This window comes from Sulfuricurvum sp. (assembly GCF_028710345.1).
In the GTDB taxonomy this organism is placed as follows: Bacteria; Campylobacterota; Campylobacteria; order Campylobacterales; family Sulfurimonadaceae; genus Sulfuricurvum.
The window spans coordinates 393,515-416,377 of record NZ_JAQTUH010000002.1 but is presented as its reverse complement, the minus strand read 5'-3'; the positions used below and the strand labels follow the sequence as shown (position 1 = coordinate 416,377).

Below are 22,863 nucleotides of genomic sequence, written 5' to 3'. Positions count from 1 at the left end.
GTACCAATTAAGTCAAGATGAACAACAACGTATTGTCGAATCAATTCGAAAAGATCATACTTATTACAACCAACCACGAAGATAAAAAAAGGAGACTTCATGAAATTAAAAACTATCCTAGCAGCTATGCTACTCACAACTACATTTATCCATGCCGACCCTTCACCGTTTGGTTTAGAAATTGGCACATCAACAATCGGTATGATGAAAGAAAAATATAATTCCAAGTTTATTGGAATCAATAATATTAGTCAAGGCGATGTATATGATCTTGACCCGAGTGAATTAGGAATTGAAGGAATGCAATCGGCACGAGTGATTTATGATAAAAGCGGAAAGTTGATGGGAGTCTTTACCACCTTTCCAAAGGGAAAATTTCAATACCTTTTTGGTCAGATGAAAAGTAAATATAAACTGGTCTCTTCGACCATTCCGTTTGTCGGTGACACCTCTGCCAAATTAACTAACGGCAATACGGAAATTCAACTCGTCGCACCTCATTTGAGCTTCGAAATGGAGATGAATTACGTCGATAAAAGTTTGCTGAAAGCAGCGAAACAAAAAAAACGCGAATGATGCTCAGCGTAAATCAAAAAATGAAGTGTCACAATTGTAAAAAAGTAGAAGGAAAGATGAGCAATTAACGGAGGCAACCCCGTTATTTTAATTCTTTACGTGACACGCTTTGGAGGAGTCACTTGCAGCAGAAATATCGAAAACAAGATAAGCGTCAATGTGGATGAATATTCCAGCAGTGTCGATCTTAGTGTGGTAATCTTCTGTAACTAGATAACCTAAGATAAATTATATTGAAAAATCTGTCTATCTCTTTTGAGTATATACACCGATTAAATGCAGATTTTATGATACCATTTCTACACTCTATCCATTGAATAAATTGGAATAAAAATGAAAAAAGAGATTTATATCAGTACCGATGTCGAGACCAATGGGCCTATACCCGGTATTCATTCGATGCTTAGCCTTGCGAGTGTAGCATTTGATGAAGATGGCAATGAAATCGGATCGTTCGAAATTAACTGTGAAGACCTAGAAGGCTCTCAGCCCAATGAAAAAACGATGCAATGGTGGCAGGAAAACATTGATGCCTACAATGAAACCCGTATTGATCCTGTTCACCCTCAGATAGCTATGGATCGATATTATGAATGGCTGATCGATCTAAAATCAAAAGGGAAAATACTCTTTGTCGCCTATCCGGTAGCGTTTGATTTTATGTGGGTGTTTTGGTATTTGAACCGTTTTAAGGGAGAATCACCTTTCGGTCATAATGGAATCGATATCCGAAGCTATGCGATGGCAATGTATAAAAAGGGGTATTTGCAAAGTGGAAAAGAGCACTATCCTGCAGAATGGTTCGACGATCTTACCCTGACGCATAAAGCGGTTGATGATGCTAGAATGCAGGGGCATCTGTTCATCAACATGAAAAAGTTCAACGAGTCTAGCTCCCCTTCACACTAATCACTTCACCCGTTTCGATACAGTAGGCACTGAGGCTGTTATATCCCTCTTCCGCCATATAACAACCCGTGTCGATGTTCACAAAATGCTCTCTCACTCTCGGGCCGTTTTGCATCGGGGTGTGACCGAAGATATTGAAAATCGGTGCATCGCTATGATCGGGATCACGGCGGCAGGTTGTGGCGAGGCGGGCGAAGGTTCCGTACATCGAATCAATCTTGCGCATTGCCCATGCGGTAGCGATAGGGGCGTGAGAGACGACGACCGGTTTTTCGGATGGATGCTCAATAGGTAGTTCGAGATAGAGGGGGAGTTTTTCCATCCATTTCATATCGTCTTTGAACTGCTTCAGCCCCTCGGCAAAATCATCAGCTTTTACCGGTTTTCCGTTTTCAAGTTTGACAATGCCGTAAGATCGGAGCGTCCAGACACCGCCGTTACTGTACCACATACTATGTGTCGGTAAATCCTCATCCATCTCGAAACAGCGCATCAGGACAAACCCTTGCGTGATCATCGCCTCTTCGTGGTTACCCATAACGCACAGATGATTGTTTTCACGAACGAAGCGGACTACTTCCGCACTTTTGGCGCCTCTATCGATCAGATCGCCGACGAAGATGAGACGTGCATCCTGAGGCAATAGGGAGACAAGTTCCATCAGCGCGTCATAAGACCCGTGAACATCCCCGATAACGTAATGATGACTCATTTTGCACCTATACCAAATTGTATGTTCCAGTCATTCATCGCTTCATCTCCAGACGATACGCATTGATCGCATCACGGTTGAAATGTTTCATCGATACGAGTTCTGCATCGGTATCGATATCGACCATATAGTCACGTATGAGCTGAGTCACGAGGCGGGATTGTTCGAAATCTCGCTGTTTTTTGAGAATCTCACGGTCATGGCGTGAGGAGAGCCAGTGTTTATAGACGGCAAATTCGAGGGGATGGATCGTCGGTATGATGGCAAACGCTCCCGTTTCGTCGATCACCATGCTCTCGAAAATGCGAGAGTTTTCCAACCACTGCATCCCCTCCATCTCCAAATCGATGATGTCGGTAAAGAGCGGGTCTTCACGGTAGGTCTGAAAACTCATCTTTTGGCTGATGGGGCTGATGAGCTCGATAAGCATCCCCTCTTTGTTGCGAAAGCGGTAAGGGATGTCGCTGTCTTGGACGAAACTGGGATCGATGAGTTTGAGCAGTTCGCTGAGTTTTCCTCCGGGGAGCACTTCGGTAAAGACGAGGGAGAGCTCTTTGGATTTTTTGTTGAGAAGGTCGATGTCATCTGTGGCGAGCTGCTCTTCAGCGACGAAGACACCGCAATGGGATTCATACGCATAGAGGGCATTGGTACCGATTAGGATGATTTTGGAGTTGAGCCCCAATTCGTTGATCTTGCGATAGATACGGATCAATGAAGCGGGGGCGCGACCGAGCAGTTCGATCTTGTTGAGTTTGCGCATCTTCTCCATTCGTGCTTCGAGTTCGGAAAGTTCAGTTTTGAGGGCATCTTTGTGGGAAATGAAATCGGAATGGATCTTTTCGGTCTCGGTAGTACGTACCCCAAGTGAGGAGGTTTTTTTGGTGATGGAGTTTTGTTTGGTGAGATACTCATTCCCACCCGATTTTTTCCAAAACATACTGAGATTGAAATCGCGGTAATAACGGTTCTTTTGACGAATGTAGTGCTCGTAGAGTTGTTTGGTGTTGATCAACTGCTTACGCTGAGAAGCGGTGTATTCGCTGAGCAGGTACTCCATTTCGTCCCTTTATTAATTATTCCTTGGATTGTAGCTAAATAATCCAAAAAATCAAATCCGACTACAATCGAAGGATTAATTAAGATTTAGACAATACACCCTTCCCCCTCATAGATTGATCGCATATACTCTTCTATTTTTGGGTCGATCGATTTGTTCAGATTGAGAAGATCTTTGGTATTCAGCACATGCGAAATGTATTCTATCCCCACTTTGGTATGATTTTCTAATCCCTCAGAGCTAGTCATATTGCAGTAGGTATCATGCTCAATTCTCTGTCGGGAAAGACTCAATCCATACTTCACATAAACATACTCATTTAGTCGATTGAGCGCTTTGAAGGTTTTGAGGTACTTCGGATGGCTTTTATCCATCACGAGTTGGACTTTATCAGTGTGATTTTCTCCCGTTCGTCCGTAAAAGACCAAAAAGCGATCATTTTTGATGATTTTATAGAGAGCGAAGATGGTCTGGGCATGGATGAAAAGCTCTTCGAGTAAGTCATTGTCCAACTCGTTGTATTCTTTGGAAAACCATGCAAAAGGGATTTCTTCTACACCATGTTCACAATTTGCATAGATGTAGCGGGCAACCATGGTGCTGATGTATTCTTTTTGCTCTTTTTTATTCAGTGATCGAAGGTGCTCTATTTGTTTCAGGCGTTTAATTTCGAGATCATTGAGATGTTCTTGCAGTTTTTCATCAAGAGGCATCACAAGCCTCCTTGTAATATTTTTCAAAAACATTATCGAGACCGGCTTCATTACATTTTTTCTTTATGAATTCATTCTCATCAGGAATCACTTCACCGTAAAACAGCCCATCGGATAATACTGATAGATAGCACTTCAGATAGTCGATATAGTTTTCTTCCTTTTTGGTCGTATTAGACAAAAAACTTTGAAGATAGTGCGTATATTCTGCTACTTCGTATCTTGTGGCTTCATCATCATAACTCACATTGTCCCAACGGGAACGATTACCGAACTGTTCGTAAATTTCATCACCCATTATCTCCAGTTTTCTCTATTTTGAGGTGTTTGGGTCGGTATATATCTCTTCGATAGAACGCTCATCTGATTTTATCATGCGATTTATCTCCCAGCAATGCTTTAAATAGCACATTTTCAATGAAATCTTTGCAATCGTTATTGTACTTTGCCACTACAAAATCCCCAAGCATATTGGCATATGTTGTATACTGAAACAGTTTATTATCCTTGGAAATTCTCAATATTACATGTGTCCATTGCCGCTCGCCGGTAGAACCAAGAATCGTTTCTTTCCATCCGTTTTGGATATAGGTTTCTCTAAAGTGCATAAAATTCATCTCTACATCGTCTTCTTCCTCGCTATATCCTTTGACGTAAGTAAACTTCTGGTTGATTTCAAGGGAGTTGATATGCTCATTTAACATAGGGATAAATTTATCGAGTCTTTGTTTGTCTTCTTCATCAAATAGAGTAAATAGTCTATCATCGACAAAATTGTTTCGTCGGTAATTGACCTCATTGCCTTTAAAATCAAGTATCCCCCAGTAGGAGTCTGAAGTAGGTCGCGAAATACTCCCATCCTCTTTAATTTCATCTATAATGACCAGATTGGTTATATGAATATCGCTTACCCATATTTGACATTGTGCTCGATCAGGCGTATCTAATATTTTGCTCTCAAAATGGAGTCCGTTTCTATTAGAACCATGATCTATTTCCCACTTATAGATATGCGGTTTTACAATATTAAAGGCATCTCGCATTGTTCCAGAACTTTTTTTGATCTGTTGCGCTGTCTCATGCAACAAGAGAGCCAATTTTTTTCTTCCCCTCTCCCGATCTGCTTGGGCGTCTTTATCTAATTTCCATGAGAGATAGGTTAAAAAACTCGATAGCGAATCATAATAGAGATCGCCTGTTCGGTTTGCCAACTCGGATAGTTTAAACCCAACACCTTTGACTTTCATGGTGTGCTTGAAATAATTACCGACGGCGAAGAACTCTCTTATACTTTCAAAATGCCTCTCTATCCCCTCAAAACTGTGACTTCCACCTTTTTCTACAGTTTTATAGGCATTTGGCAAATAATTCAATGCCTCGTTGTAATTTAACAGTTCATCTCCCATTTGGAGGAGCAGTTTGAAATTCTTTTGATAGGCGATTTGCGTTTTATAGGTTTGCAACATTGCTAAATGTGTATCATTCCAGTTGTAATAGCTCTCATCATAATAGTTTGGTGCATTGCCCAACGATCTTCGGAGTGTTTGATCCGGATGGATAGCTGGGTTGATAAGAACGGCTTTGAGATTGTACTTTTGAGCCAAATACATCGTATAGTACCCACCCAAAGAGGACCCGATCAAGCAGAGATCCCCGTGATAAGACTCTATCATCTCCTCAAGCGTCCTGATTGCGAGCTCAGGAACGTATGAAAGCGACGGGGCGATAAAAGGCTCATCGATACTTTTGAAATATTCCCGAAAAGCTTTAGCCTTGCTCCCCTCCCCGCTTCCGCCAAATCCGTGGATGTAGATGATCATGTTCTCTCCTAAAATTCAAATCGTAGTTTCATATTCTCGATAACGACATCGAGAACTGGAGCTTTGGTCTGGGTGGTGATGCGGTTGTGCTCTTTTTCGATGGATTGCAGGGGTGCGGGGACGCTGTATCGGTAAACTCGATCACGGTATTTAACCCAGAGTTTATATCCGTCATAGAGGATACCGATCTTTTCGGTGTGCGAGTAGCTGAATGAGCCTTTTTTCTTGGCAAACACCAAATCGGCGACGAACGTATTGGGGACATTGGTCGGCTCGATGTTGGCTTCGCGAAGGATATACTCCCCATCCGCCCATCCGCCGAGAGCATTCACCCCGATGGCTCCGCCGCTGATCCGAAATCCGACGGCAGAGAAAGCGGTAGCTTCTTGGGAGGTGAACGCGTAGTCGCTGTTTTCTTCGGTTAGGTAGGCTGGTTCGGAGGCGATTAAAAATAACGGTAGAGCTAATATAGCAACTATTTTTTTCATCAACCTATCCACCCTATTTATCGTAAAAAATCAAAGTCGGGCATTCGCCCTCTCAAAGTCATTGTCCACCCCGCACACACCGAACATAATAACTATAGTTCTTAGCGTTGGCGAGGTCGACACCGTCGTAGAAGTCGACATACCACGCATCGCCGGCAACATCAGCATAAGACGACCAATACCGATTATTGCTGGGTAAGAATCCTCTTTTTTTGTAGCATGATTGATAAGTTTGTTTATTGGCGTTATTATCATCACCTACTACTCCACCACAATTTTTGATCACTCCCTTGAGCTGTCCAATGGTTGGAAGTGATGCACCGATAGCTGAACAAATCCCCCCTGCATCTTGCCAGTTTGCGGAACATACGCCATTTTTCATCTCTCCGCCATTATCGATACAATCAGCTTTTGATACCGTTATCCATTTGGGTGCGGCTTGCGCAACGCTTGTGAGTATCAATGTAGCTGCCGCTAGCTTTAGTAATGTTTTCATATTTTTTCTCCTTTATTTCACATCTTTTCTGTTAACAAAAATTATACTGTTTTTTCTAGCCATAAAATTCATCCCTAACATCACAAAAAATGCGATAATTTGCGAATGTCCTAACCCGGCTAAAAACGGTCTCGTAGATACAGCGGGAAAGAGTGTAAACGTATACATGAGGTTGACGATCACCGTTATCCCAACAAACCACACCGTTCCTTTGATAAAGAGAGAATCCCCCAGTGCATTTATCCGATACATCAGCCACCCATACGCACCGATCAAAACCAAAAAGCCAATCCACCCAATCTCGGATATAATCATCCCAAACGTCTCCGCACCATAGGCTCGATACATGCCATCGGGCAATCGAACGCTCCCGATGTGTGAAATCATCAGACCTAGCTGATTCATATAATGCTCTGAAGTAATGATGAGAAACCCTGCACCCACTATCAGCGCGACAATCGCTCCAATCGTGACTGTGTTCAGACCATTACGTCCTATCAGTATCGCAACACACACTGCCTCCAATACCGCCAGCATCGAGAGGTCTCGATAATAGAGCAATATTAAGGCGTTGAGCACCATAACACTGAACGTCACTTTGGTGATGTTATAACCGTTTCGATCCGCCCACGAGATCAGCCATATCATCCCTACCGCATAGTAATACGCCGGAGCGATCGACACAATCCCCAGATTCAAAAGCACCTGTTTTCCATCGAAGTAGGGAACCATCGAAACGGGTGCAATCGACATAAGCGCATATACTATCAATGAACCTATCAAAAGCCCCGCACCAACACGATCAAACCATTGCTCTTTAGAGCTCAACAGTATCCAAATCACTATTCCCACCACCATAGCAATAAGGTGCTTGTAAAGATAGTGATAGGTAGAGTCGTATTGCATCATAGCGTTTATCTCAGGTGATACAAGGTATAAAAAATAGCTATAGATCATCGTAATCACCGTGATGGGGTAGAACAAGGGTTTAAAATTCGTGTATGTCATGATAGGCTTCTCCTCTAATCAGTTTTACCGCAACTCTCTTACGCGTGTTGTTTTTCCAAATTTTCTAACATCGATTTTAGAATATCTATCCTCATCAGCAGTTTCTCTTTTTTCGAGACATCTTGTTCTTTTGCCAACGCCTCTTCCGTTTTTTTGATCTCATCTGCTATCGCTTTTGTCGCTTCTTGGGTGTCTAGCATGGCTAAAAACTTGATAACTTTTTCGCTCTCTTCTTTGTGGGTGATGAGATACTCGGTTGCGCATTTTTTCTCTTTGGCGATGAATTCTATGATTTTGAGATCGGCCGTGATGTAGTGCTCTTTTGTTTTGAGATCATAGAGTTGTGCCGAATCGATCACGCCGTTGTTGTTTAGGTCACATTTGTCTAGGATGCTTTGTGCGTTAAGTATTGAGATAAAACACATTAGGGATAAGAGTGATTTTTTCATTTTTCTTCCTTTTGGTTTTAAGTTACTGTCCGCTTCGCACGCACCGAAAATAACCACTTAACTCCTTAGAATGTGCATAGACATCGCCATCCTTGAAGTAAACCCGCAAAACTAAATTAGAATCTGCAGCATATGGTGAACTTGACCAGTAATAGCTCCAAGAACTAAACCCCTTCTTTTTATAGCAAGATTGGTAAGCTTGATTATCTTCATTGTCATGTAACGATGCACCACAGTTTACTTCTACATCTACGAGCTGTTCGATAGTTGGGAGTTTTGCTTCAAGAGATGCACATATTGCAGTTGCATCCTTCCAATTTGCCTTACATACTCCATTTGTGCTTATCTCACCGCCATTTAAAGTGCAGTTTTTTTGTGGAGAGTTTATCCATTTTGGTGCTGCTTGTAGTGCTGACGATGTTATCATCACTGCTAGAGATATTTTGAGAAGTGTTTTCATGATTTTTCCTTTTTTTCGTTAGATTATATCGATTTACGATTGAAATGCAATCTTATTTTGTTCTTTTATGTGCTGAAATTATAGGCGATTGGCACCCTAATTCTTTTTCATGAGGAGTTCTCTAATCTCCTCTTTCTCAGCAGATTCCTCTAAAAAATTAAAAAAATCCATCGGAGTCTCTCCTGCATCGTTTTTGGCATTAATATCGGCTCCCAGCTCTAATAGTACTTTTACGGGGATAACTTTTTGCTCCATTATGGCAGTAGTGAGTGGAGTGCACTGAGTGTCACCTTTTTGGGGATATCTCATGAACCAAGCACAGCCAACTTTTGCATTCACATCGGCACCGGATGATACGAGCAGGCGTATGATCTCCTCGGTATTTTCATTGTCGCTTACAGAGACAAATCTATTTAGCGGGGGATCGTTATTCACGGTTGCATTGACATCGGCACCTGCATCGATGAGGAGTTTTATCATCTCATAATTTCCTTTAGGTGCTGCCAACTGGAGCAGTGTCCACTTGCCAAGTACTAGTTTTGGAAGTTTCTTTTTTTTGAGAAATAGTTTTACTACTTCAACTTGACCCCTGTCTGCCGCTATAACCCAATGACGGTCGGTAATTTTCGCATGATGATCCAGCGCATAGCTCACTGCATCCAAACCAGTATCTCCTTTTATAGCCGCCATTAGCGCATCGGGGTAAGTGCGCTTTTCAACGATAGGGGCATTAATACATCCCTGTTTATTCAGTCTCTGGAGTTGTTCAACGTCGATCGGTGCATTGATCGTGCATTTTTGCGCTAACAACGAAGCCGATAATAATGAGAGTATGAGTATGGTTTTTTTCATGGTGATTTTTCCTTTTGTTTATTTTTTGAATTGCGTATAAGAATCTCCTAAATATCCAAATCAGGCTATTGCCCTATCAATACCTCAAGGAGTGTCAAATAACATCTATGACGATTTCGAACTTAAAAATATAAATGCTGTACGTTTTTCTAAACGCTACTCATTGTCCAGAGTGAACACAACGAACGAAATAGCTAAGACTCTTATGATGGGCGATGTCGTTGCCATAGAGGAAATCCATATGCCAAGCATTGCTAGATCCTAAAAATAAACCACCCGGTGAACTCGACAAATAAGAGCTTGCAGAGCTACTAAATCCTTTATTTTTATAACAAGATTGATAAGCTTGATTATTTTTGTTGTTTTCATGGTCACCTACTACTCCACCACACTCTGTAACTACATTTCTCAGTTCATCGATAGTTGGAAGTCTACCACCAAGTGAAGAGCAAATTTGACCAGCCTTGTCCCAATTTGCCATACATACACCATCTATCATCTCTCCCCCACCATTGGTACACTCATATTCAGAAACATCATGCCAATACTCTTGTAAGTTTGTTGGCGTCTCTGATTCAGCTGCTGGAGCATCTTCTGATACAGCAGCAGCGTCTACTGCTGGTGCTTCTTCCACTGCCGGCGAAGCTTCTTCTTTGGTAGTAAATATCCCTGAGGCATATAGCAATATCACAACTATTCCAACAATAACTATTCTAAAGACAAGCTTCTCATTGTCCTCTTTATCCTTTTGTTGTCGATATATCTTTTGTTGTCTTGCATACTCTTCATTTTCTTTTTGTTTTTTAGCTTTTAGAGTGCTGATATTTTGTCGTGCTTCCTTCGCCCACATCCCATTAGGATATTTTTTCAGATATGTCTCATAGCCTTCTAAATTACCTTGCTGCTCTGCCTCTTGATACATATCATGATCTTGACTTTGACCGTTCATTTTGTTTAAATAATCTGACATTTACTATCCTTTTGTCTTAACGCAGTACAATATTCTCTCACGCATGAGAGTAGGAACAAGAAAGATACTTTTCAAAACCATTTTCTTTTACCATCCACATAAGGAGCTTCACGATCTGGCGTTCCATCTTTATGATAATGTTTTTCAATCCCTTGTTGTTTATCATCCACATAAGGGGTTTCATACCATAACGTGCCATCTTTATGATACTCTTTTTTAATCCCTTGTATTTTTACCATGCACATAATTGATTGTATATTTTAGCATTCCGTTTTTATCATAATTTCTTTCAATCCCATGTTCTTTACCATCCACATAAGGGGTTTCACATTCTAGCTTTCCATTTTCATAATACGATTTCCAAATCCCATGTTTTTTATCATTAATAAAAGGGCATTCATATTTTAGCGTTCCGTTATCATGATACACCTTTTGAATCCCTTGTCTTTTATCATCAACATAAGTGGTTTCAGCTTCTAGCACCCCGTTTTTATCATACTCTTTTCTGATTCCTTGTTTCCAACAATCCATATAAGGGATTTCACGGTATAGCATTCCATTTTCATGATACCATTTCTGGATCCCCTGTTCTTGGTTATTCACTAAAGGGATTTCACGTTCTAGCATTCCATTTTCATTATATCGCTTTTCGACCCCTTGTCTTTTACCATCCACCCAAGGGATTTCACGGTCTAACTTTCCATTACTAATTTGATACCGTTTCTCGGTTCCTTGTTTCCTACCGTTCGCCCAAGGTGTTTCACGGAATAACTTTTTACTAGCAAGATACAATTTCTCTGTTCCTTGTTTCCTACCGTTCACCCAAGGGAGTTCACGGTCTAACTCCCCGTCTTTATAATACTCTTTTGCAATCCCATGTTTTCTATCATTAACATAAGGAGTTTCAGATTTTAGCATTCCATTTTCGTGATATAATTTTAAATTCCCATGTACTTTGCCACTTCTAATCTCTTCACTATACTCATCGTATCCGTAAAGCTTCATAAAAGCTTTCAGTCTCATACTTTTAGCTTCCTCTGCCCACATCCCATTTGGATATTTTTCGAGATAAGCCTCATAACCATCTATATCATCTCTTTCTTCTGCCACTTGATACATATCGTGGTCTGGGCTTTGACCGTTCATTTTGTTTAAATAATCTGACATCTCTCTTTCCACGTTTTAACTTTTTTGCAGTTTTGCTATCATTTTCTCTACAAGAGGAATATCGTCTTGGCTAATGCGATTATAGAGTGCTTTGAGTTCTTCTAGTCTTGGTTGAGCATAGTTGTTGAAAAATGGATTAAAATGCTCTTTAAACATCCCTATACCATGGGTTTGCACACCTGCATAAAGATGCCTTCCTAGTTTATCAAGTGCGTCAAGTACACCTTCGAGCACTGCTTTACAATCTTGCATAATTCTTATTTGTGTCATAAAATCATTAAGGCTTCCGTTTGAGATAGCATTTTTCATAGACGGAATACCTGCTGTGATATTTCCCAAAGCATAGTTGTAAAACTTAGTCGATGCTGTAGCTCCCGAAATTGCACCTAGATGCAAATTATATAAATTATCAATGATTATTTTTAATTGGACAAGATCATTAGACTCTATATTTGCGATAAGATTTCTGAATTGCACCAATCTTGGTACAATATGATTTTCTACAAGTTCAATGTAATATTCTTCTATCATCATATTTTGACCGTGTATTTGCAAATTGTACAACTCTCCACCTACATCATTTATATCATTTTTGGCTTGCATAAAAAGCTGATATAAATCTTCCGCAAACTGTATTTGCTGGCTTATATTTGGTGGTTGATTGCTTGGTGAAGGGGTATTAAATCCGCTGTTGATATTATTTAATGCCATTGTTGTTCCTTTTGTTTGATTTGTGTCGTTGTATATCTCATTGGTTACCCTTTGGCCATCAAGATAACCTGTATCGTAGTTATTCATATAGCTATCATAAGAATCAGAAAATTTCCAAACATAGTTGACAGGGTTGACCGCTTTGAAAAATGAAAACTTATTTTTAGAAGTTTGATTTTTTGCATCTTCTACCCCTTTTTCATATCCATCTTTTGAATAATCCCCACTATATATTTTATAAAATGAATTATTAGGCATCTATCATCTCCAGCTATTTTGTGAGGTGTAAGTATTTGAAGGATTTATGGAAGCATCTGCATTATTTAAATAATGTTCTACCTCTGATAATACCTCTTTTTTGTATTTTGTCTTAAGATTTTTTTGTCTTTCTATGAGATATTCCTCATCTATGAAATCTAAATCCACAATGATATTTGCATGACTTCTTCCACCGTCATTGTTTAGAACGGCTTGAAAATTTCTAATATTGTATGCCATATCGTTTCCTTGGTCAAGTATAGCTGTGGCATCGTTTGAAGTATTTGCTCTCAAAGCTAACCGCATACTTGCATTGCCTTTGACATCAGCTGGAATGGCAACCGTACGAAAGCTTTGGGTGATAAGAACCAAATGCATACCATGTTTTCTCCCTTCCCGTGCTATTAGATTGATATTCTTTTCTGTATAATTAATCAATTCTCTTTTTTCCATCAATGTACCAAATTCATCTATGATAATAATAAGTCGAGGTAAAGATTTTTGTTCGTATTTTTTATATTTATCCAAACTATCTACTGTAATGCCGTGTTTAATCCCTGCAGCAACAAAAAGTTTTTTTCTTCTCTCCAGTTCGTAGCCGATATATTCTAAAGTTCGTTTTGCTTTTTCTGTATCTGATGGTTCATAAAACACATACGGGATATGAGCGATACCCTGATATGGATGAAATGTAGCCCCTCCAAAATCAAGCAAAAGCAAATTTATATCCTTTGGTGAATAATTTTCGCAAATGGTACAAAGTAGATTTTGTACCATAGATGTTTTACCGCTTCCGTTTGTCCCTGAAATCATTGCATGATATGTATGAGTTGCTGCACCCATCGCAAAAAATATATCTCTACCACCAGACTCGCCAAATTTTGTCTTGATAAAGTCTTTATTTGGAGCTTTTTCTTCGTTGACTTTTATTTGTTCTAAAATATTATCTTTTAAAGTTTTGGCAAAACCATCTTTAAAGACTGGCTTATACCCATACTTCAGGATAAATTTTTGATATTCTGGATGATTGTTAAAAGGGATAACATTTGCCAAAAAATTAAATCCCTGCAGATTTGAAACGACATCACTCAAAAGGGTATAAAAGTTTTTTTGACTCTGTTCATTGAGATTAAGCCTGTTTGCACTGCCATGGTCGTGATTGAGTATCATAAACACACCTGCATTTGCTCCTGTTTCAAAGATATTTCTAAGAATTTGTATCATTTGTCCATTTTGATTGACCAAAGAAGTCAAATCAGAGATAACAATAAAATGATAAGGGAGTGGAATTCTAGCTGTTTGATTGTTTTGTTCTATAGTTTTGACGTTTACATTTGCAAATTGAGCATATCTTTTTGCGATTTCTGTATTAATTTCTCCTAAAAAATGATTGATTTCATTTGGGGTGAACAACTGTTTACCGATGTTGTTTTGATCGTTGCACAAAATCTTAAGATAAGAAAAACTATGGCTTGGCATATTTTCGTACAGTGTAATTTTCGTCCCAAATGGTGGCAATGATGTCACAAGTTGCAATACAATATTTTCCAAAACAGTGGCAGAAGCTTGAAAATTCTGGCCTTCATACACCGCTATCAGCGACTTGTCAAAATCAAATCCAACAACAGCATTTTCATCAAAATCTTTAAATTTCCCTATTATTATCTCTTTTTTCATATTACCTCTCAAAAATTAAACTTTAAAAATCAAAGTCGGGCTATCGCCCTCTCAAAGTTACTGTCTTGCTCTAACACACCTAAGTAAAGCACTATTACCCTTACTGAGGTTGGCCACCTTGCCCATGCCGAAATACACAATCAACACATCGTCCGTACTGCCTGAAATCGAAGTCGAACTCCAATATAAATCGTCAGCAAACCCTTTATTTTTATAACACTTCTGGTAGGCAGGGTCCTTTTTGTTGTTAACATAGTCACCTATCACTCCACCACACTCTGTAACTACATTTCTCAGTTCATCGATGCTTGGTAGTCTAGCTCCTGCTGCGCTACAGATACGCCCTGTTTCATACCAATTTGGCTCACATACACCTTGAGTCATCTGTGCCTCACCATTGGTACACTCATGTTCAGAAACATCATACCAATACTCTTGTAAGTTTGTTGGCGTTTCTGATTCAGCTGCTGGAGCATCTTCTGATACAGCAGCAGCGTCTACTGCTGGTGCTTCTTCCACTGCTACTGGTGCTTCTTCCACTGCCGGCGAAACTTCTTCTTTGGTAGTAAATATCCCTGAGGCATATAGCAATATCACAACTATTCCAACAATAACTATTCTAAAGACAAGCTTCTCATTGTCCTCTTTATCCTTTTGTTGTCGATATATCTTTTGTTGTCTTGCATACTCTTCATTTTCTTTTTGTTTTTTAGCTTTTAGAGTGCTGATATTTTGTCGTGCTTCCTTCGCCCACATCCCATTAGGATATTTTTTCAGATATGTCTCATAGCCTTCTAAATTACCTTGCTGCTCTGCCTCTTGATACATATCATGGTCTTGGCTTTGACCGTTCATTTTGTTTAAATAATCTGACATATCTTTTTCCTCGTTTTAACTGTTATTTCCCTTTTTTATTCGTCTCTTTAGAGATACCCGTTTTTTTGCATCATCGCTACGACCTCACGAAATACACCCTCTCCCGCTTGGTTTGGTTCGCTAGGGAGTCGTGAGTTTGCGACCGCAATCCCTATGATGTAGCGCTTATTCGCGTTATCCACAAACCCGATATAGGTGGTCTGAAATTTGTCTGTCTCGTATTCGTTATTGCCGTTTTTCATCCGTACTACCCCCTCATATCCGCCGATTCGTAGGGTGGGGATATCCTCTCCCATCATTTTGCTGTTCGCCATGTATTTTTTTCTCAACACACTCTGGATCGTATCCGCTGTTTTTGTCGAGATGGCACGACTTTTTGAATCGAGAAATTGGTTGTATGCCATTAGTAGATGAAGGGTATCCATATTTTGAATACCGTATCCGAGTGAATAGAGGAGTTTTGCTCTATCGCTTGGCTCTGGAAATTGGCTCAGTCCGAATCTACCCAACCCTTTTGTCAAAACATCCTCAGGGATTTTGAGGGAAATTTGACTGATACCGATTTGTGAACCGTAAAACAACACATCCTCTAGCGGTATTACCCCTACAGGTTTGAGGTCGCGGATCGTATAGTTCTCATCCACTTTGAATGCTCCGTTGTGACAGTCGATGGTATCTTTTGCTGCGGTGACGTTGTTTTCCAGTGCGATAGCCATGATGATCGGAGCGATAGCACCCCCCACATCTCCCATAAACGATGCCCTCGATCCGACAGACTTAGCGGACGCTACCCGCTCATATTTGATCGGATCGATAATCTCGACATATACCCCATCAGATTTGAGCAATTCGGCGTGTTTTTGTACGATAGGCTGCAGAGCGGTTTCAAACGTGTATCTCGATTTCATATAGGTGATGTTATCACTACATTGAAGGGCGAAGTTAGGATTTAAAGGGGCGATTTTTACCCATAATGGTGTGAGACTTACCAGTACTACAACCAAGGTGAGGAGGATTTTGCTCTTCATCGATTGTGCAGGTAGCGGATGGTGTCCAGCCTCGATAGAGCTCATAAGAGCCAGTAACAACGCAAAAGGCAGAAGCGACCCACCGCTAAAGAGGGAAAACGCTATAGAGGTGTGTTGTGCACCCAGCACATACGTACTGCTCAAGAGATCGACAATCCCAAACGCTAAAAATACAATCCCCCCTTGCACGATTTTAGATTCATAGATGTTTTCCACATGGCTTAACAGATGGATGATACGCACTATGATCATTCCGATCAACGCCATTAACACCATTTTTGAGATCATAATCATCGGATCAAAATAGAGTGTATCGCTGAGGAGATAGGTAAACCATGTTTCGATACGAACCATCCGATATTCAGCCGAAATGACATAATAAACTAACATAAATAGAAGCAGAACGATTATCGAAACGAGCCATTTCCATGATAACCGAAATAGCCCCATCACCACACCCAGCACCAACACGGCCAAGAGCAATATCATCTCAGAAGCAGAGTAAAAAAATCCCGTGCTATCCGCGAACGACGTAGTAGCCAACACCACCGCCAACCCTGCCGTCGTGAAGAGGGTAAGTTTGATACTGGTAACACTCTCCAACCGACTCACCACCCAAAACGCCCCGAAAGAGACAAACATGAGAGCGGCATAGCTATAGAGTGAAACATCGGGCTGATAGAGGTATCCGATGAGAGAGAGCGTGACTAATAGGGTTAGGGAGAGAGGTTTTAGTGAGAGTGAAAACATGGGGCAACCTATGAGATTATTTTAATTTTAAACAACGTTAATAGGTTAATATAGTATCCTAATATCATTAGATATCACTTTAATACCCAACTATTTTTGTTATCAAAGCTCTAAGCTAGGGTTACAATTTTACTTATATCGGATGTACAACACAAGGTTTTCGGATGAAATTATTAGACGATCTTCCCAGTGGGATAGGGGAAATGAACTGGTATGTTTATAAGCCTCTTAGCGATTGCATCGGGCATTTATTTCGCAACCACCCCTCTAATTTTATCGTCCATGCTTATAGATGCTCATGTGGAACCACCCAAATCATCATCCATCAGGAGAAGCGGCAAACCTATCAATGCTCTTCCTGCGGAAATGATAGGTTTCATGATTACACCCTCATCTCAACGTTCGATAAAGAGCTGTTAATCAACCTCCCCTACGCGCCTATTATCGAATACGGTTATGGCCGCTACAGCGCACAGCTCTATCTCAATCTACCTGTGACGATTGATTTGACCCAAGAAAAAATAGTATTTGAAAAACAAAAAATCTATGAAGTCCAAATCGATATTCAGGGCAATAGCAGTTTTGACTACCGATACCGTCCAACCCAGTTTGTCCAAAACAAACTCTCACGAGAGTTAATACGTCATATATGGAATGAGCGTAAATCTATCCTTTATAACTGGGAGAGTGTAGAATTCGACGACGCGGCACCGTTTCGCCAAAGAGTGATTGTAGAGACTTTATTGCGCTATTACAACATCTTTGATGCCGAGTTTTTCTTTTGGAACTATAGAGACAACGATAGAATCCGAAACCTGCTATCATCTTCAAACAACCTGCAAAATGCCCTCCTGCAACTCAGTGGGAATCACCCCAAGAGTGTCAAACGCTCACTATTTCGCCGCTATCAGCTCCAACGCTACTATGATGATAGTTTCGATCCATTACTCCCCTATATCGTGATACATCTCTTTCGTGATCCCAATCATATATGCACCATTTTAGATGACCTTAAAACAACCCTAACGTTCGAAGAGGCTAGGATTTCCCATACCCTCTTTTTAACCGAGCAAGATCTCAAACGCTACAAAGAGCAAGAGCATCAGCAAGATCGCATCCGAGACCCTTTTAATTTTTTGCTCGATTTTTTCCTCTTTTTGCGTAAACACTACAGTGAAAAAGAGTGTATGCACTACATAAAAAACATCTCCACACAAACTGAATACTGGAGAGACACATGCAGAATGTACATCGAATCGACCTTTTTTATCAAAGAGCTCTTTACCAAAAGCAAACTCACGATCCGTGATCTCCATGATGAATTTATCCACTGCACCCATTTGGATCATCTCTGCACCAATGTAATCTTTAACTATGAACCGCTCTTTCAAAAAGCTCAGGGTAATGTAGCCGAGTATATTTTCAAACTCCCTCAATCTGCTTTTGAGCTCAAAGAGTGGGCAGTGACGCTACACAACTGTATGACCTCCTATGCCAACGCGATTCATCTCAGACAAACGACGATTTATGGGATTTTTTTCGAAGATCGGCTGCTCTATGGGATAGAGATTGCCAACGGTGTTATCGTACAAATGAACGGGTACAAAAACCATCCGGTTACCGATACGATACGTACAATGGTAGAGCGATGGGCGGCAACAGCTTTTGGTAATAAATCTACGTGAGCTCAATGACTTCTTTGAGATGTTTCATGGTGATACTGTGACTTTTTTTCTCTTTACCTGGAGCATCATAGATCGGATATGCAAACACTTTTTGCAGTATGTGACGAATGGTTCTAACTCCAAATGGGCTCTCTGCAGCCAACCGTGCAATCTCTCGTAATGTTTCGTCATTGATTCTCTTTATATTCATAACGACAAATAAGTGTTTTCCACATACTTTCCACTACCCTGCTTTTGGAAGTAAAACTTTAAATCTCTAACTGAGGGGATGGATACATCCAGCCCGTCCGTCCGGCAAACTGCTTTTTCATGTTTTTGGAGCTCTGGCTCAATTTGAACGTTCATTGATACAAGAACGAGTTAATGCTGGTCTTGCTGCCGCAAAAAAGCGAGAACGAATCTGTGGACGACCAAGAGCAATACCGCAAGAGAAGATGGATGCTATGTATTTTAGAAGCTTTGAATAACGGAATGTCAAAAGCAGCGGTGTGCAGGACATTTGAAGTAAAGCAGTCGACGTTGATTGACACATTAAATCGTAAAGTATAAGTCTATCTGCTCATCCACCAAGATAGTGTTCTGTGATATTCGCGCGATTATGTTTCATTTCCCAGCTCACGGCTTGAAGACTTTGTTCATATGTGTAACCGGCACGAGAGTATTCCATCATGCGACGCTTGGCATACGACCACCGTAATCCATGTGAACCTTCAGGTTTAATGTCTAATCTTTTACATGTATCTCTTATGTCTTTCATGTATTGTTGACGATCTATTTTAAATAAACCGTTCACATCAACATGTCGCTTAAGTTGATCATAGGTTTCTATAGACACCATCACTTCTTTTCGAATCCCACCTTTTTCACGAGTCATGATTAAACCACGTTCAATTCCAATAATTGGATCGACTGAATATCCAAGTAACTGGTCAAGCTTAATCAAAGTAGTTGCAGAAATTCTGGCACCTCCTTCGTATTCTACAAAGGCAGCAATTTTATGTAGAGGATTTGATAATGAATCGATAAGTTGCTGCGGGTTTTTGTAGGCTCTATTGTGATAGTTATCGACCACCATTCCGGTGCGTCTTGCTTCGTTCACAATCGCGAATCGAATACTAAAATCATAGTGCCGGTTCTCACCTATTTCTTCACGCATAAATTGCTTCAAAGCTATCTCAAATTTTCCGATAGCACTGCTTAAACGTTCAAGGTATTGCTGACTAATTCCACTGTCGATTTTTTCATATAAATAATCTTCGATAACATCTGAATTGATCTTGGTACAGTCTTTGATTTTCCAATTATCTTTTGCAAAATATATTAAATTGATAAGCGTATTTTTATAGGTATCGGCAGTGTTATAGCTACTGAGTTTTTGGTAGTGTTGATGTGTCGGATCAGTGCGCTCTATTTTCTTGCTACCTTCTCTAAAGAGCTTGCGTATTAAGAGACTGGCTTGGTATTCCGGTGAACCCCTCATTCATTCCTCAAATTGATGATATTAGAACAGTTTTAGCCTCTGCTCGATAGGCAATTTTAGTTAAGTCATTCTGCTCTGTTTCACAAGTTAGCATCCACTTGGCTCTTTTGGTTACGATGGGAGAAATCGCCTAATAGGGTAGATTAAGAGCTCCACCGATTAATACACTTTTTTGTTTTGTTGTTGTTTTAATGAGGAAAGTATAAATGAGAAAATTGTCCATTATTCTCGAAGTTTTTTTGTACTAACTATGAACTGTCTTCCACAGTTTCCATTTTTGCCAGAAAAGCTGCATAAGACCCATATACATGGGTATTCTTGCCCAAAAATGTCAAATATCCAAAGACATCAAAAAAGACACTATATGGACAGTTGATTAGACAGTAGATACAAGAAAAATCATTTCAGATTTTCTAAAATCGGCGTATTTCATCCATGCTATAAAGACGTTTTTGCATCTTTTTTCGAGGATAACTTTTATGCCAAGTAGAAATTTTTTTATCTGATTGAACCACCTTGATGGTCTGTTCAAGATCGTTTTGAATCATATTGATCTGGCATTGAAGCTCTTCAATCATTCCCATCTCATTGACTGAATTATGTATTTCATTGATCAAGTGTAATATGAGTATTTTATTCTCATCCGGCAACTCTTTTGTCATATGTTCAACCAACGATTCAAGTGTATTTTCAGCACAATCACCCCAATGTCGAATGTTATCTATCTGATCGATATAAAGTAAAAGAATCGCAAGAATCATTTCACGAAAATCTTGCTTTTTATATGACGCATAAGTTGCATAATTTTCAGCAAGTGTCATCGTTAAATCATACAAGCTATATGCATTAAAAACTTGACCAATTTTTAGTTCATTTATCCCTTTAGTACCTATAATCAACTCAATAGATTTTTCATCCTGTTTGACTACTTTTGCATCAGTCGCCAACTCTAAAAGAGACAATGTTTCCGCCAATGTACTCAACCATGGTTCATCTAAAAAAAACTCCTTACTGAAAATGAGATCAAAGTAAAAGTTACGTGTTCTTGTCTTTAAAAAAATCGATGGGTGATAGACATCATATTGTGGAAGCGGAGGAGACTCAACTTCAGTAGTTTTATCTACTTTTTGCGCCTCTTCAATCACAAGTGATAGTTCTTTTTTTTCCAACGTTTTTTCTATTTTTGCAGCGAAAAATGAATCTACCAATTTGTTAAAAACAATCACAATAATAATAAAAAGTACACCGTATTCGATGTATGAAATTATCGTATTGTCATGCATCGAGATAGCCATATTTTTTGAGGAGTTTTGCCAAACATTCAAGCGATTGTTCTGATGGAAATTCGATGAGTTTTGTTCTACGATATCCTATAAAAGCGTCATACCAGTTTTGAATAATTCCATCAGCATCTGCCAAACTGATAAATATATCTTCTTTCAATGGAAACTTATTGGTTAGTGTAACAAGCTTTGTATCACGTTCATTTTTTGTATCTTCATCAGCAAACCCTAACTCTTTAAATTTTTTACTTTTTATGTCGAGTTTGGCTGTTTTAAAAAAATGATTGAATACATTGCCGCGATCAAATAATTTAATTTCTGATTTCATTTGATTCGCATCTGCATGGAACGTTGTTATAATTTGTCGATCGATGATGATGACCACTAGACGAATGTAAGGGTTTCCACCCTTTGCATCATCTTCAATAACACGTACTAAATCCATCTTTAGAAATGTTGACAGTGGCGCGTGATCTACTCGCAAACGATCTATACAATCAGTACCTAACATAATTTCATCTTTCATTTATCATTCTCCTTTGATTGCTCTTCTTCGATTTCTAACCACATAGAATTCAGTAATGACCGAGAAACTTCAAAACGATGTTTCTTTTTTATAAATACTACAAGTTTGCGATAGCTCATCCCATGATTGAGTTTCGCATTACGTATATCTGCCCATATGGATAGTATGCGTTCACGCTGAATGGCACGTGTATTTTTAATTTTTTGGATAAACAACGCTATCCTCTTATCTGATATCTCTCGGATTTCCTCAAGACTCATACCGCTCATAGATCCACTTAATAGTAACTGTTCATCAGAGTGATGTTGTGTAATAGCCAATATCCATGCACAATATTCAAGTATCGCCTTATCAGCATCACTATTTTCTTGCCGTAATTTGTGGAAGATAGGTGTCTTATTACCTATAATCAGCATACGGATATCTAATGGACAACGAGAGTAATATCTCAACTCACTACTTTGCTGTTCTTGAGACATTTTTAGTAGCCGTTCAATTGTCATTTTTAACATTTCTTATCGCTTGCATGTGCATCGAAAAGCTCCATAGAAACTGAGTTATCAACATCAATATCAGTTCCATCCTCGAAAAATATACGACTCATCGTTTCACCTTTGACAACATTGCGAATCGTTTTGTACGCACCTGAAACGTTAACCCCAATGCCACTTAGGCAATTTTCATCAAAATCCTGTTTCGGAGTCTGATAACGATGAAAATCAACCATAAAATCCTCCCAATTTTCATTTGTATTTTTATGTCCATTTAAAAGACGCGAATAGATTGTTTTTCTCCATAAACGTTCTGATTTTTTTGGAGTTAATCCATCTCGTTTCAACCATTGGATGAATTCATCAAAAAGTTCTTTGGATACTTCCATTCTTCTTCCTCTTCGGTATAGTTATATTT

The 22,863-nt window shown here is 39.6% G+C and carries 27 protein-coding genes and 1 pseudogene; 4 read left to right on the top strand and 24 right to left on the bottom strand.

Annotated elements, in window-relative coordinates:
- Nucleotides 1-99: 99 nt before the first annotated feature.
- Both PHC76_RS04595 and PHC76_RS04590 read left to right on the top strand, forming a co-directional pair.
- Nucleotides 100-576: a hypothetical protein gene (locus tag PHC76_RS04595; RefSeq protein ID WP_299975016.1), complete on the top strand. Its 477-nt coding sequence runs from the start codon at nt 100-102 to the stop codon at nt 574-576.
- 333 nt (nt 577-909) lie between these two features.
- Nucleotides 910-1,485 carry a 3'-5' exoribonuclease gene (locus tag PHC76_RS04590; RefSeq protein ID WP_299975018.1) on the top strand — a complete coding sequence of 192 codons (576 nt, stop codon included), beginning with the start codon at nt 910-912 and terminating at the stop codon, nt 1,483-1,485.
- Here the strand turns inward: PHC76_RS04590 and PHC76_RS04585 are convergent.
- From PHC76_RS04585 to PHC76_RS04500, 18 genes are all read right to left on the bottom strand, one after another.
- Nucleotides 1,466-2,197, bottom strand: coding sequence for a metallophosphoesterase (locus PHC76_RS04585; RefSeq protein WP_299975021.1), 732 nt, complete (start codon nt 2,195-2,197; stop codon nt 1,466-1,468). The two genes, PHC76_RS04590 and PHC76_RS04585, sit on opposite strands and share 20 nt — an antisense overlap.
- 34 nt (nt 2,198-2,231) lie before the next feature.
- On the bottom strand, nt 2,232-3,257 hold the full coding sequence (locus tag PHC76_RS04580; RefSeq protein WP_299975024.1) for a GSU2403 family nucleotidyltransferase fold protein: 1,026 nt from the start codon (nt 3,255-3,257) through the stop codon (nt 2,232-2,234).
- Nucleotides 3,258-3,343: 86 nt separating this feature from the next.
- Nucleotides 3,344-3,970 (bottom strand): hypothetical protein, encoded by a 627-nt coding sequence (locus PHC76_RS04575; protein WP_299975026.1) that lies wholly within the window; start codon nt 3,968-3,970, stop codon nt 3,344-3,346.
- Nucleotides 3,960-4,268, bottom strand: a complete 309-nt coding sequence (locus PHC76_RS04570; RefSeq protein WP_299975029.1) for a hypothetical protein — start codon at nt 4,266-4,268, stop codon at nt 3,960-3,962. The genes PHC76_RS04575 and PHC76_RS04570 overlap by 11 nt, the downstream gene beginning before the upstream one ends.
- A 61-nt stretch (nt 4,269-4,329) precedes the next feature.
- Nucleotides 4,330-5,790, bottom strand: coding sequence for a YqiA/YcfP family alpha/beta fold hydrolase (locus PHC76_RS14920; protein ID WP_366519976.1), 1,461 nt, complete (start codon nt 5,788-5,790; stop codon nt 4,330-4,332).
- 8 nt (nt 5,791-5,798) lie between these two features.
- Nucleotides 5,799-6,278 carry a hypothetical protein gene (locus PHC76_RS04560; RefSeq protein WP_299975031.1) on the bottom strand — a complete coding sequence of 160 codons (480 nt, stop codon included), beginning with the start codon at nt 6,276-6,278 and terminating at the stop codon, nt 5,799-5,801.
- Nucleotides 6,279-6,336: 58 nt separating this feature from the next.
- A complete protein-coding gene (locus tag PHC76_RS04555) occupies nt 6,337-6,741 on the bottom strand; it encodes a hypothetical protein (protein WP_299975034.1) in 405 nt (134 codons plus the stop codon).
- 45 nt (nt 6,742-6,786) lie between these two features.
- The gene (locus PHC76_RS04550) at nt 6,787-7,782 is read right to left on the bottom strand and encodes a hypothetical protein (RefSeq protein ID WP_299975037.1); all 996 of its coding nucleotides are present in this window, start codon (nt 7,780-7,782) and stop codon (nt 6,787-6,789) included.
- Nucleotides 7,783-7,820: 38 nt separating this feature from the next.
- Nucleotides 7,821-8,231 carry a hypothetical protein gene (locus PHC76_RS04545; RefSeq protein ID WP_299975040.1) on the bottom strand — a complete coding sequence of 137 codons (411 nt, stop codon included), beginning with the start codon at nt 8,229-8,231 and terminating at the stop codon, nt 7,821-7,823.
- A gap of 22 nt (nt 8,232-8,253) precedes the next feature.
- Complete coding sequence (locus PHC76_RS04540) at nt 8,254-8,691, bottom strand: DUF1566 domain-containing protein (RefSeq protein ID WP_299975043.1); 438 nt, start codon at nt 8,689-8,691, stop codon at nt 8,254-8,256.
- Between the two features lie 96 nt (nt 8,692-8,787).
- Nucleotides 8,788-9,543, bottom strand: a complete 756-nt coding sequence (locus tag PHC76_RS04535) for an ankyrin repeat domain-containing protein (RefSeq protein WP_299975045.1) — start codon at nt 9,541-9,543, stop codon at nt 8,788-8,790.
- Between the two features lie 160 nt (nt 9,544-9,703).
- Nucleotides 9,704-10,513 (bottom strand): hypothetical protein, encoded by an 810-nt coding sequence (locus PHC76_RS04530; RefSeq protein WP_300209826.1) that lies wholly within the window; start codon nt 10,511-10,513, stop codon nt 9,704-9,706.
- A 71-nt stretch (nt 10,514-10,584) separates the two neighbouring features.
- Entirely contained in the window at nt 10,585-10,752 is a 168-nt protein-coding gene (locus PHC76_RS04525; RefSeq protein WP_299972007.1) for a hypothetical protein, read from the bottom strand.
- Entirely contained in the window at nt 10,730-11,680 is a 951-nt protein-coding gene (locus PHC76_RS04520; RefSeq protein WP_299972005.1) for a toxin-antitoxin system YwqK family antitoxin, read from the bottom strand. Before PHC76_RS04520 ends, PHC76_RS04525 begins: the two co-directional genes overlap by 23 nt.
- Before the next feature lie 15 nt (nt 11,681-11,695).
- Complete coding sequence (locus PHC76_RS04515) at nt 11,696-12,649, bottom strand: hypothetical protein (protein WP_299972003.1); 954 nt, start codon at nt 12,647-12,649, stop codon at nt 11,696-11,698.
- A 3-nt stretch (nt 12,650-12,652) separates the two neighbouring features.
- Nucleotides 12,653-14,326 carry an FtsK/SpoIIIE domain-containing protein gene (locus PHC76_RS04510; protein WP_299972001.1) on the bottom strand — a complete coding sequence of 558 codons (1,674 nt, stop codon included), beginning with the start codon at nt 14,324-14,326 and terminating at the stop codon, nt 12,653-12,655.
- 57 nt (nt 14,327-14,383) lie between these two features.
- Nucleotides 14,384-15,202 (bottom strand): DUF1566 domain-containing protein, encoded by an 819-nt coding sequence (locus PHC76_RS04505; protein WP_299971999.1) that lies wholly within the window; start codon nt 15,200-15,202, stop codon nt 14,384-14,386.
- Between the two features lie 47 nt (nt 15,203-15,249).
- Complete coding sequence (locus PHC76_RS04500; RefSeq protein ID WP_299971997.1) at nt 15,250-16,980, bottom strand: penicillin-binding transpeptidase domain-containing protein; 1,731 nt, start codon at nt 16,978-16,980, stop codon at nt 15,250-15,252.
- 164 nt (nt 16,981-17,144) lie between these two features.
- On the opposite strand from PHC76_RS04500, the gene PHC76_RS04495 reads away from it, so the two are divergent.
- The gene (locus tag PHC76_RS04495; protein WP_299971995.1) at nt 17,145-18,665 is read left to right on the top strand and encodes a PcfJ domain-containing protein; all 1,521 of its coding nucleotides are present in this window, start codon (nt 17,145-17,147) and stop codon (nt 18,663-18,665) included.
- On the opposite strand, the gene PHC76_RS04490 is transcribed toward PHC76_RS04495, so the two are convergent.
- Entirely contained in the window at nt 18,658-18,855 is a 198-nt protein-coding gene (locus PHC76_RS04490; RefSeq protein ID WP_299971994.1) for a hypothetical protein, read from the bottom strand. The genes PHC76_RS04495 and PHC76_RS04490 overlap by 8 nt on opposite strands.
- Before the next feature lie 57 nt (nt 18,856-18,912).
- Between PHC76_RS04490 and PHC76_RS14915 the strand changes: the two are divergent.
- A pseudogene (locus tag PHC76_RS14915) lies at nt 18,913-19,214 on the top strand (recombinase family protein); the annotation flags it as partial.
- 10 nt (nt 19,215-19,224) lie between these two features.
- On the opposite strand, the gene PHC76_RS04480 reads toward PHC76_RS14915, so the two are convergent.
- The 5 genes from PHC76_RS04480 to PHC76_RS04460 all read right to left on the bottom strand — a co-directional run bounded on the left by PHC76_RS04480 (nt 19,225) and on the right by PHC76_RS04460 (nt 22,834).
- Nucleotides 19,225-20,145 carry a hypothetical protein gene (locus tag PHC76_RS04480; protein WP_299971992.1) on the bottom strand — a complete coding sequence of 307 codons (921 nt, stop codon included), beginning with the start codon at nt 20,143-20,145 and terminating at the stop codon, nt 19,225-19,227.
- Between the two features lie 413 nt (nt 20,146-20,558).
- On the bottom strand, nt 20,559-21,440 hold the full coding sequence (locus PHC76_RS04475) for a hypothetical protein (RefSeq protein ID WP_299971990.1): 882 nt from the start codon (nt 21,438-21,440) through the stop codon (nt 20,559-20,561).
- A complete protein-coding gene (locus tag PHC76_RS04470; RefSeq protein WP_299971988.1) occupies nt 21,421-21,954 on the bottom strand; it encodes a hypothetical protein in 534 nt (177 codons plus the stop codon). Before PHC76_RS04470 ends, PHC76_RS04475 begins: the two co-directional genes overlap by 20 nt.
- Nucleotides 21,951-22,466, bottom strand: a complete 516-nt coding sequence (locus PHC76_RS04465) for a hypothetical protein (protein ID WP_299971986.1) — start codon at nt 22,464-22,466, stop codon at nt 21,951-21,953. The genes PHC76_RS04470 and PHC76_RS04465 overlap by 4 nt, the downstream gene beginning before the upstream one ends.
- Nucleotides 22,460-22,834, bottom strand: a complete 375-nt coding sequence (locus tag PHC76_RS04460; RefSeq protein ID WP_299971985.1) for a hypothetical protein — start codon at nt 22,832-22,834, stop codon at nt 22,460-22,462. Before PHC76_RS04460 ends, PHC76_RS04465 begins: the two co-directional genes overlap by 7 nt.
- Nucleotides 22,835-22,863: the final 29 nt, after the last annotated feature.

Bases quoted from the DNA above. Each gene is read 5' to 3' on its own strand.
- PHC76_RS04475 (WP_299971990.1), bottom strand. From the start codon at position 21,440: ATGGCTATCTCGATGCATGACAATACGATAATTTCATACATCGAATAC.
- PHC76_RS04525 (WP_299972007.1), bottom strand. From the start codon at position 10,752: ATGGTAAAAATACAAGGGATTAAAAAAGAGTATCATAAAGATGGCACG.
- PHC76_RS04575 (WP_299975026.1), bottom strand. From the start codon at position 3,970: ATGCCTCTTGATGAAAAACTGCAAGAACATCTCAATGATCTCGAAATT.
- PHC76_RS04490 (WP_299971994.1), bottom strand. From the start codon at position 18,855: ATGAATATAAAGAGAATCAATGACGAAACATTACGAGAGATTGCACGG.
- PHC76_RS04580 (WP_299975024.1), bottom strand. From the start codon at position 3,257: ATGGAGTACCTGCTCAGCGAATACACCGCTTCTCAGCGTAAGCAGTTG.
- PHC76_RS04530 (WP_300209826.1), bottom strand. From the start codon at position 10,513: ATGTCAGATTATTTAAACAAAATGAACGGTCAAAGTCAAGATCATGAT.
- PHC76_RS04520 (WP_299972005.1), bottom strand. From the start codon at position 11,680: ATGTCAGATTATTTAAACAAAATGAACGGTCAAAGCCCAGACCACGAT.
- PHC76_RS04560 (WP_299975031.1), bottom strand. From the start codon at position 6,278: ATGAAAAAAATAGTTGCTATATTAGCTCTACCGTTATTTTTAATCGCC.
- PHC76_RS04480 (WP_299971992.1), bottom strand. From the start codon at position 20,145: ATGAGGGGTTCACCGGAATACCAAGCCAGTCTCTTAATACGCAAGCTC.
- PHC76_RS14920 (WP_366519976.1), bottom strand. From the start codon at position 5,790: ATGATCATCTACATCCACGGATTTGGCGGAAGCGGGGAGGGGAGCAAG.
- PHC76_RS04570 (WP_299975029.1), bottom strand. From the start codon at position 4,268: ATGGGTGATGAAATTTACGAACAGTTCGGTAATCGTTCCCGTTGGGAC.
- PHC76_RS04500 (WP_299971997.1), bottom strand. From the start codon at position 16,980: ATGTTTTCACTCTCACTAAAACCTCTCTCCCTAACCCTATTAGTCACG.
- PHC76_RS04535 (WP_299975045.1), bottom strand. From the start codon at position 9,543: ATGAAAAAAACCATACTCATACTCTCATTATTATCGGCTTCGTTGTTA.
- PHC76_RS04495 (WP_299971995.1), top strand. From the start codon at position 17,145: ATGAAATTATTAGACGATCTTCCCAGTGGGATAGGGGAAATGAACTGG.
- PHC76_RS04545 (WP_299975040.1), bottom strand. From the start codon at position 8,231: ATGAAAAAATCACTCTTATCCCTAATGTGTTTTATCTCAATACTTAAC.
- PHC76_RS04505 (WP_299971999.1), bottom strand. From the start codon at position 15,202: ATGTCAGATTATTTAAACAAAATGAACGGTCAAAGCCAAGACCATGAT.
- PHC76_RS04595 (WP_299975016.1), top strand. From the start codon at position 100: ATGAAATTAAAAACTATCCTAGCAGCTATGCTACTCACAACTACATTT.
- PHC76_RS04540 (WP_299975043.1), bottom strand. From the start codon at position 8,691: ATGAAAACACTTCTCAAAATATCTCTAGCAGTGATGATAACATCGTCA.
- PHC76_RS04590 (WP_299975018.1), top strand. From the start codon at position 910: ATGAAAAAAGAGATTTATATCAGTACCGATGTCGAGACCAATGGGCCT.
- PHC76_RS04510 (WP_299972001.1), bottom strand. From the start codon at position 14,326: ATGAAAAAAGAGATAATAATAGGGAAATTTAAAGATTTTGATGAAAAT.
- PHC76_RS04515 (WP_299972003.1), bottom strand. From the start codon at position 12,649: ATGCCTAATAATTCATTTTATAAAATATATAGTGGGGATTATTCAAAA.
- PHC76_RS04470 (WP_299971988.1), bottom strand. From the start codon at position 21,954: ATGAAAGATGAAATTATGTTAGGTACTGATTGTATAGATCGTTTGCGA.
- PHC76_RS04585 (WP_299975021.1), bottom strand. From the start codon at position 2,197: ATGAGTCATCATTACGTTATCGGGGATGTTCACGGGTCTTATGACGCG.
- PHC76_RS04550 (WP_299975037.1), bottom strand. From the start codon at position 7,782: ATGACATACACGAATTTTAAACCCTTGTTCTACCCCATCACGGTGATT.
- PHC76_RS04465 (WP_299971986.1), bottom strand. From the start codon at position 22,466: ATGTTAAAAATGACAATTGAACGGCTACTAAAAATGTCTCAAGAACAG.
- PHC76_RS04460 (WP_299971985.1), bottom strand. From the start codon at position 22,834: ATGGAAGTATCCAAAGAACTTTTTGATGAATTCATCCAATGGTTGAAA.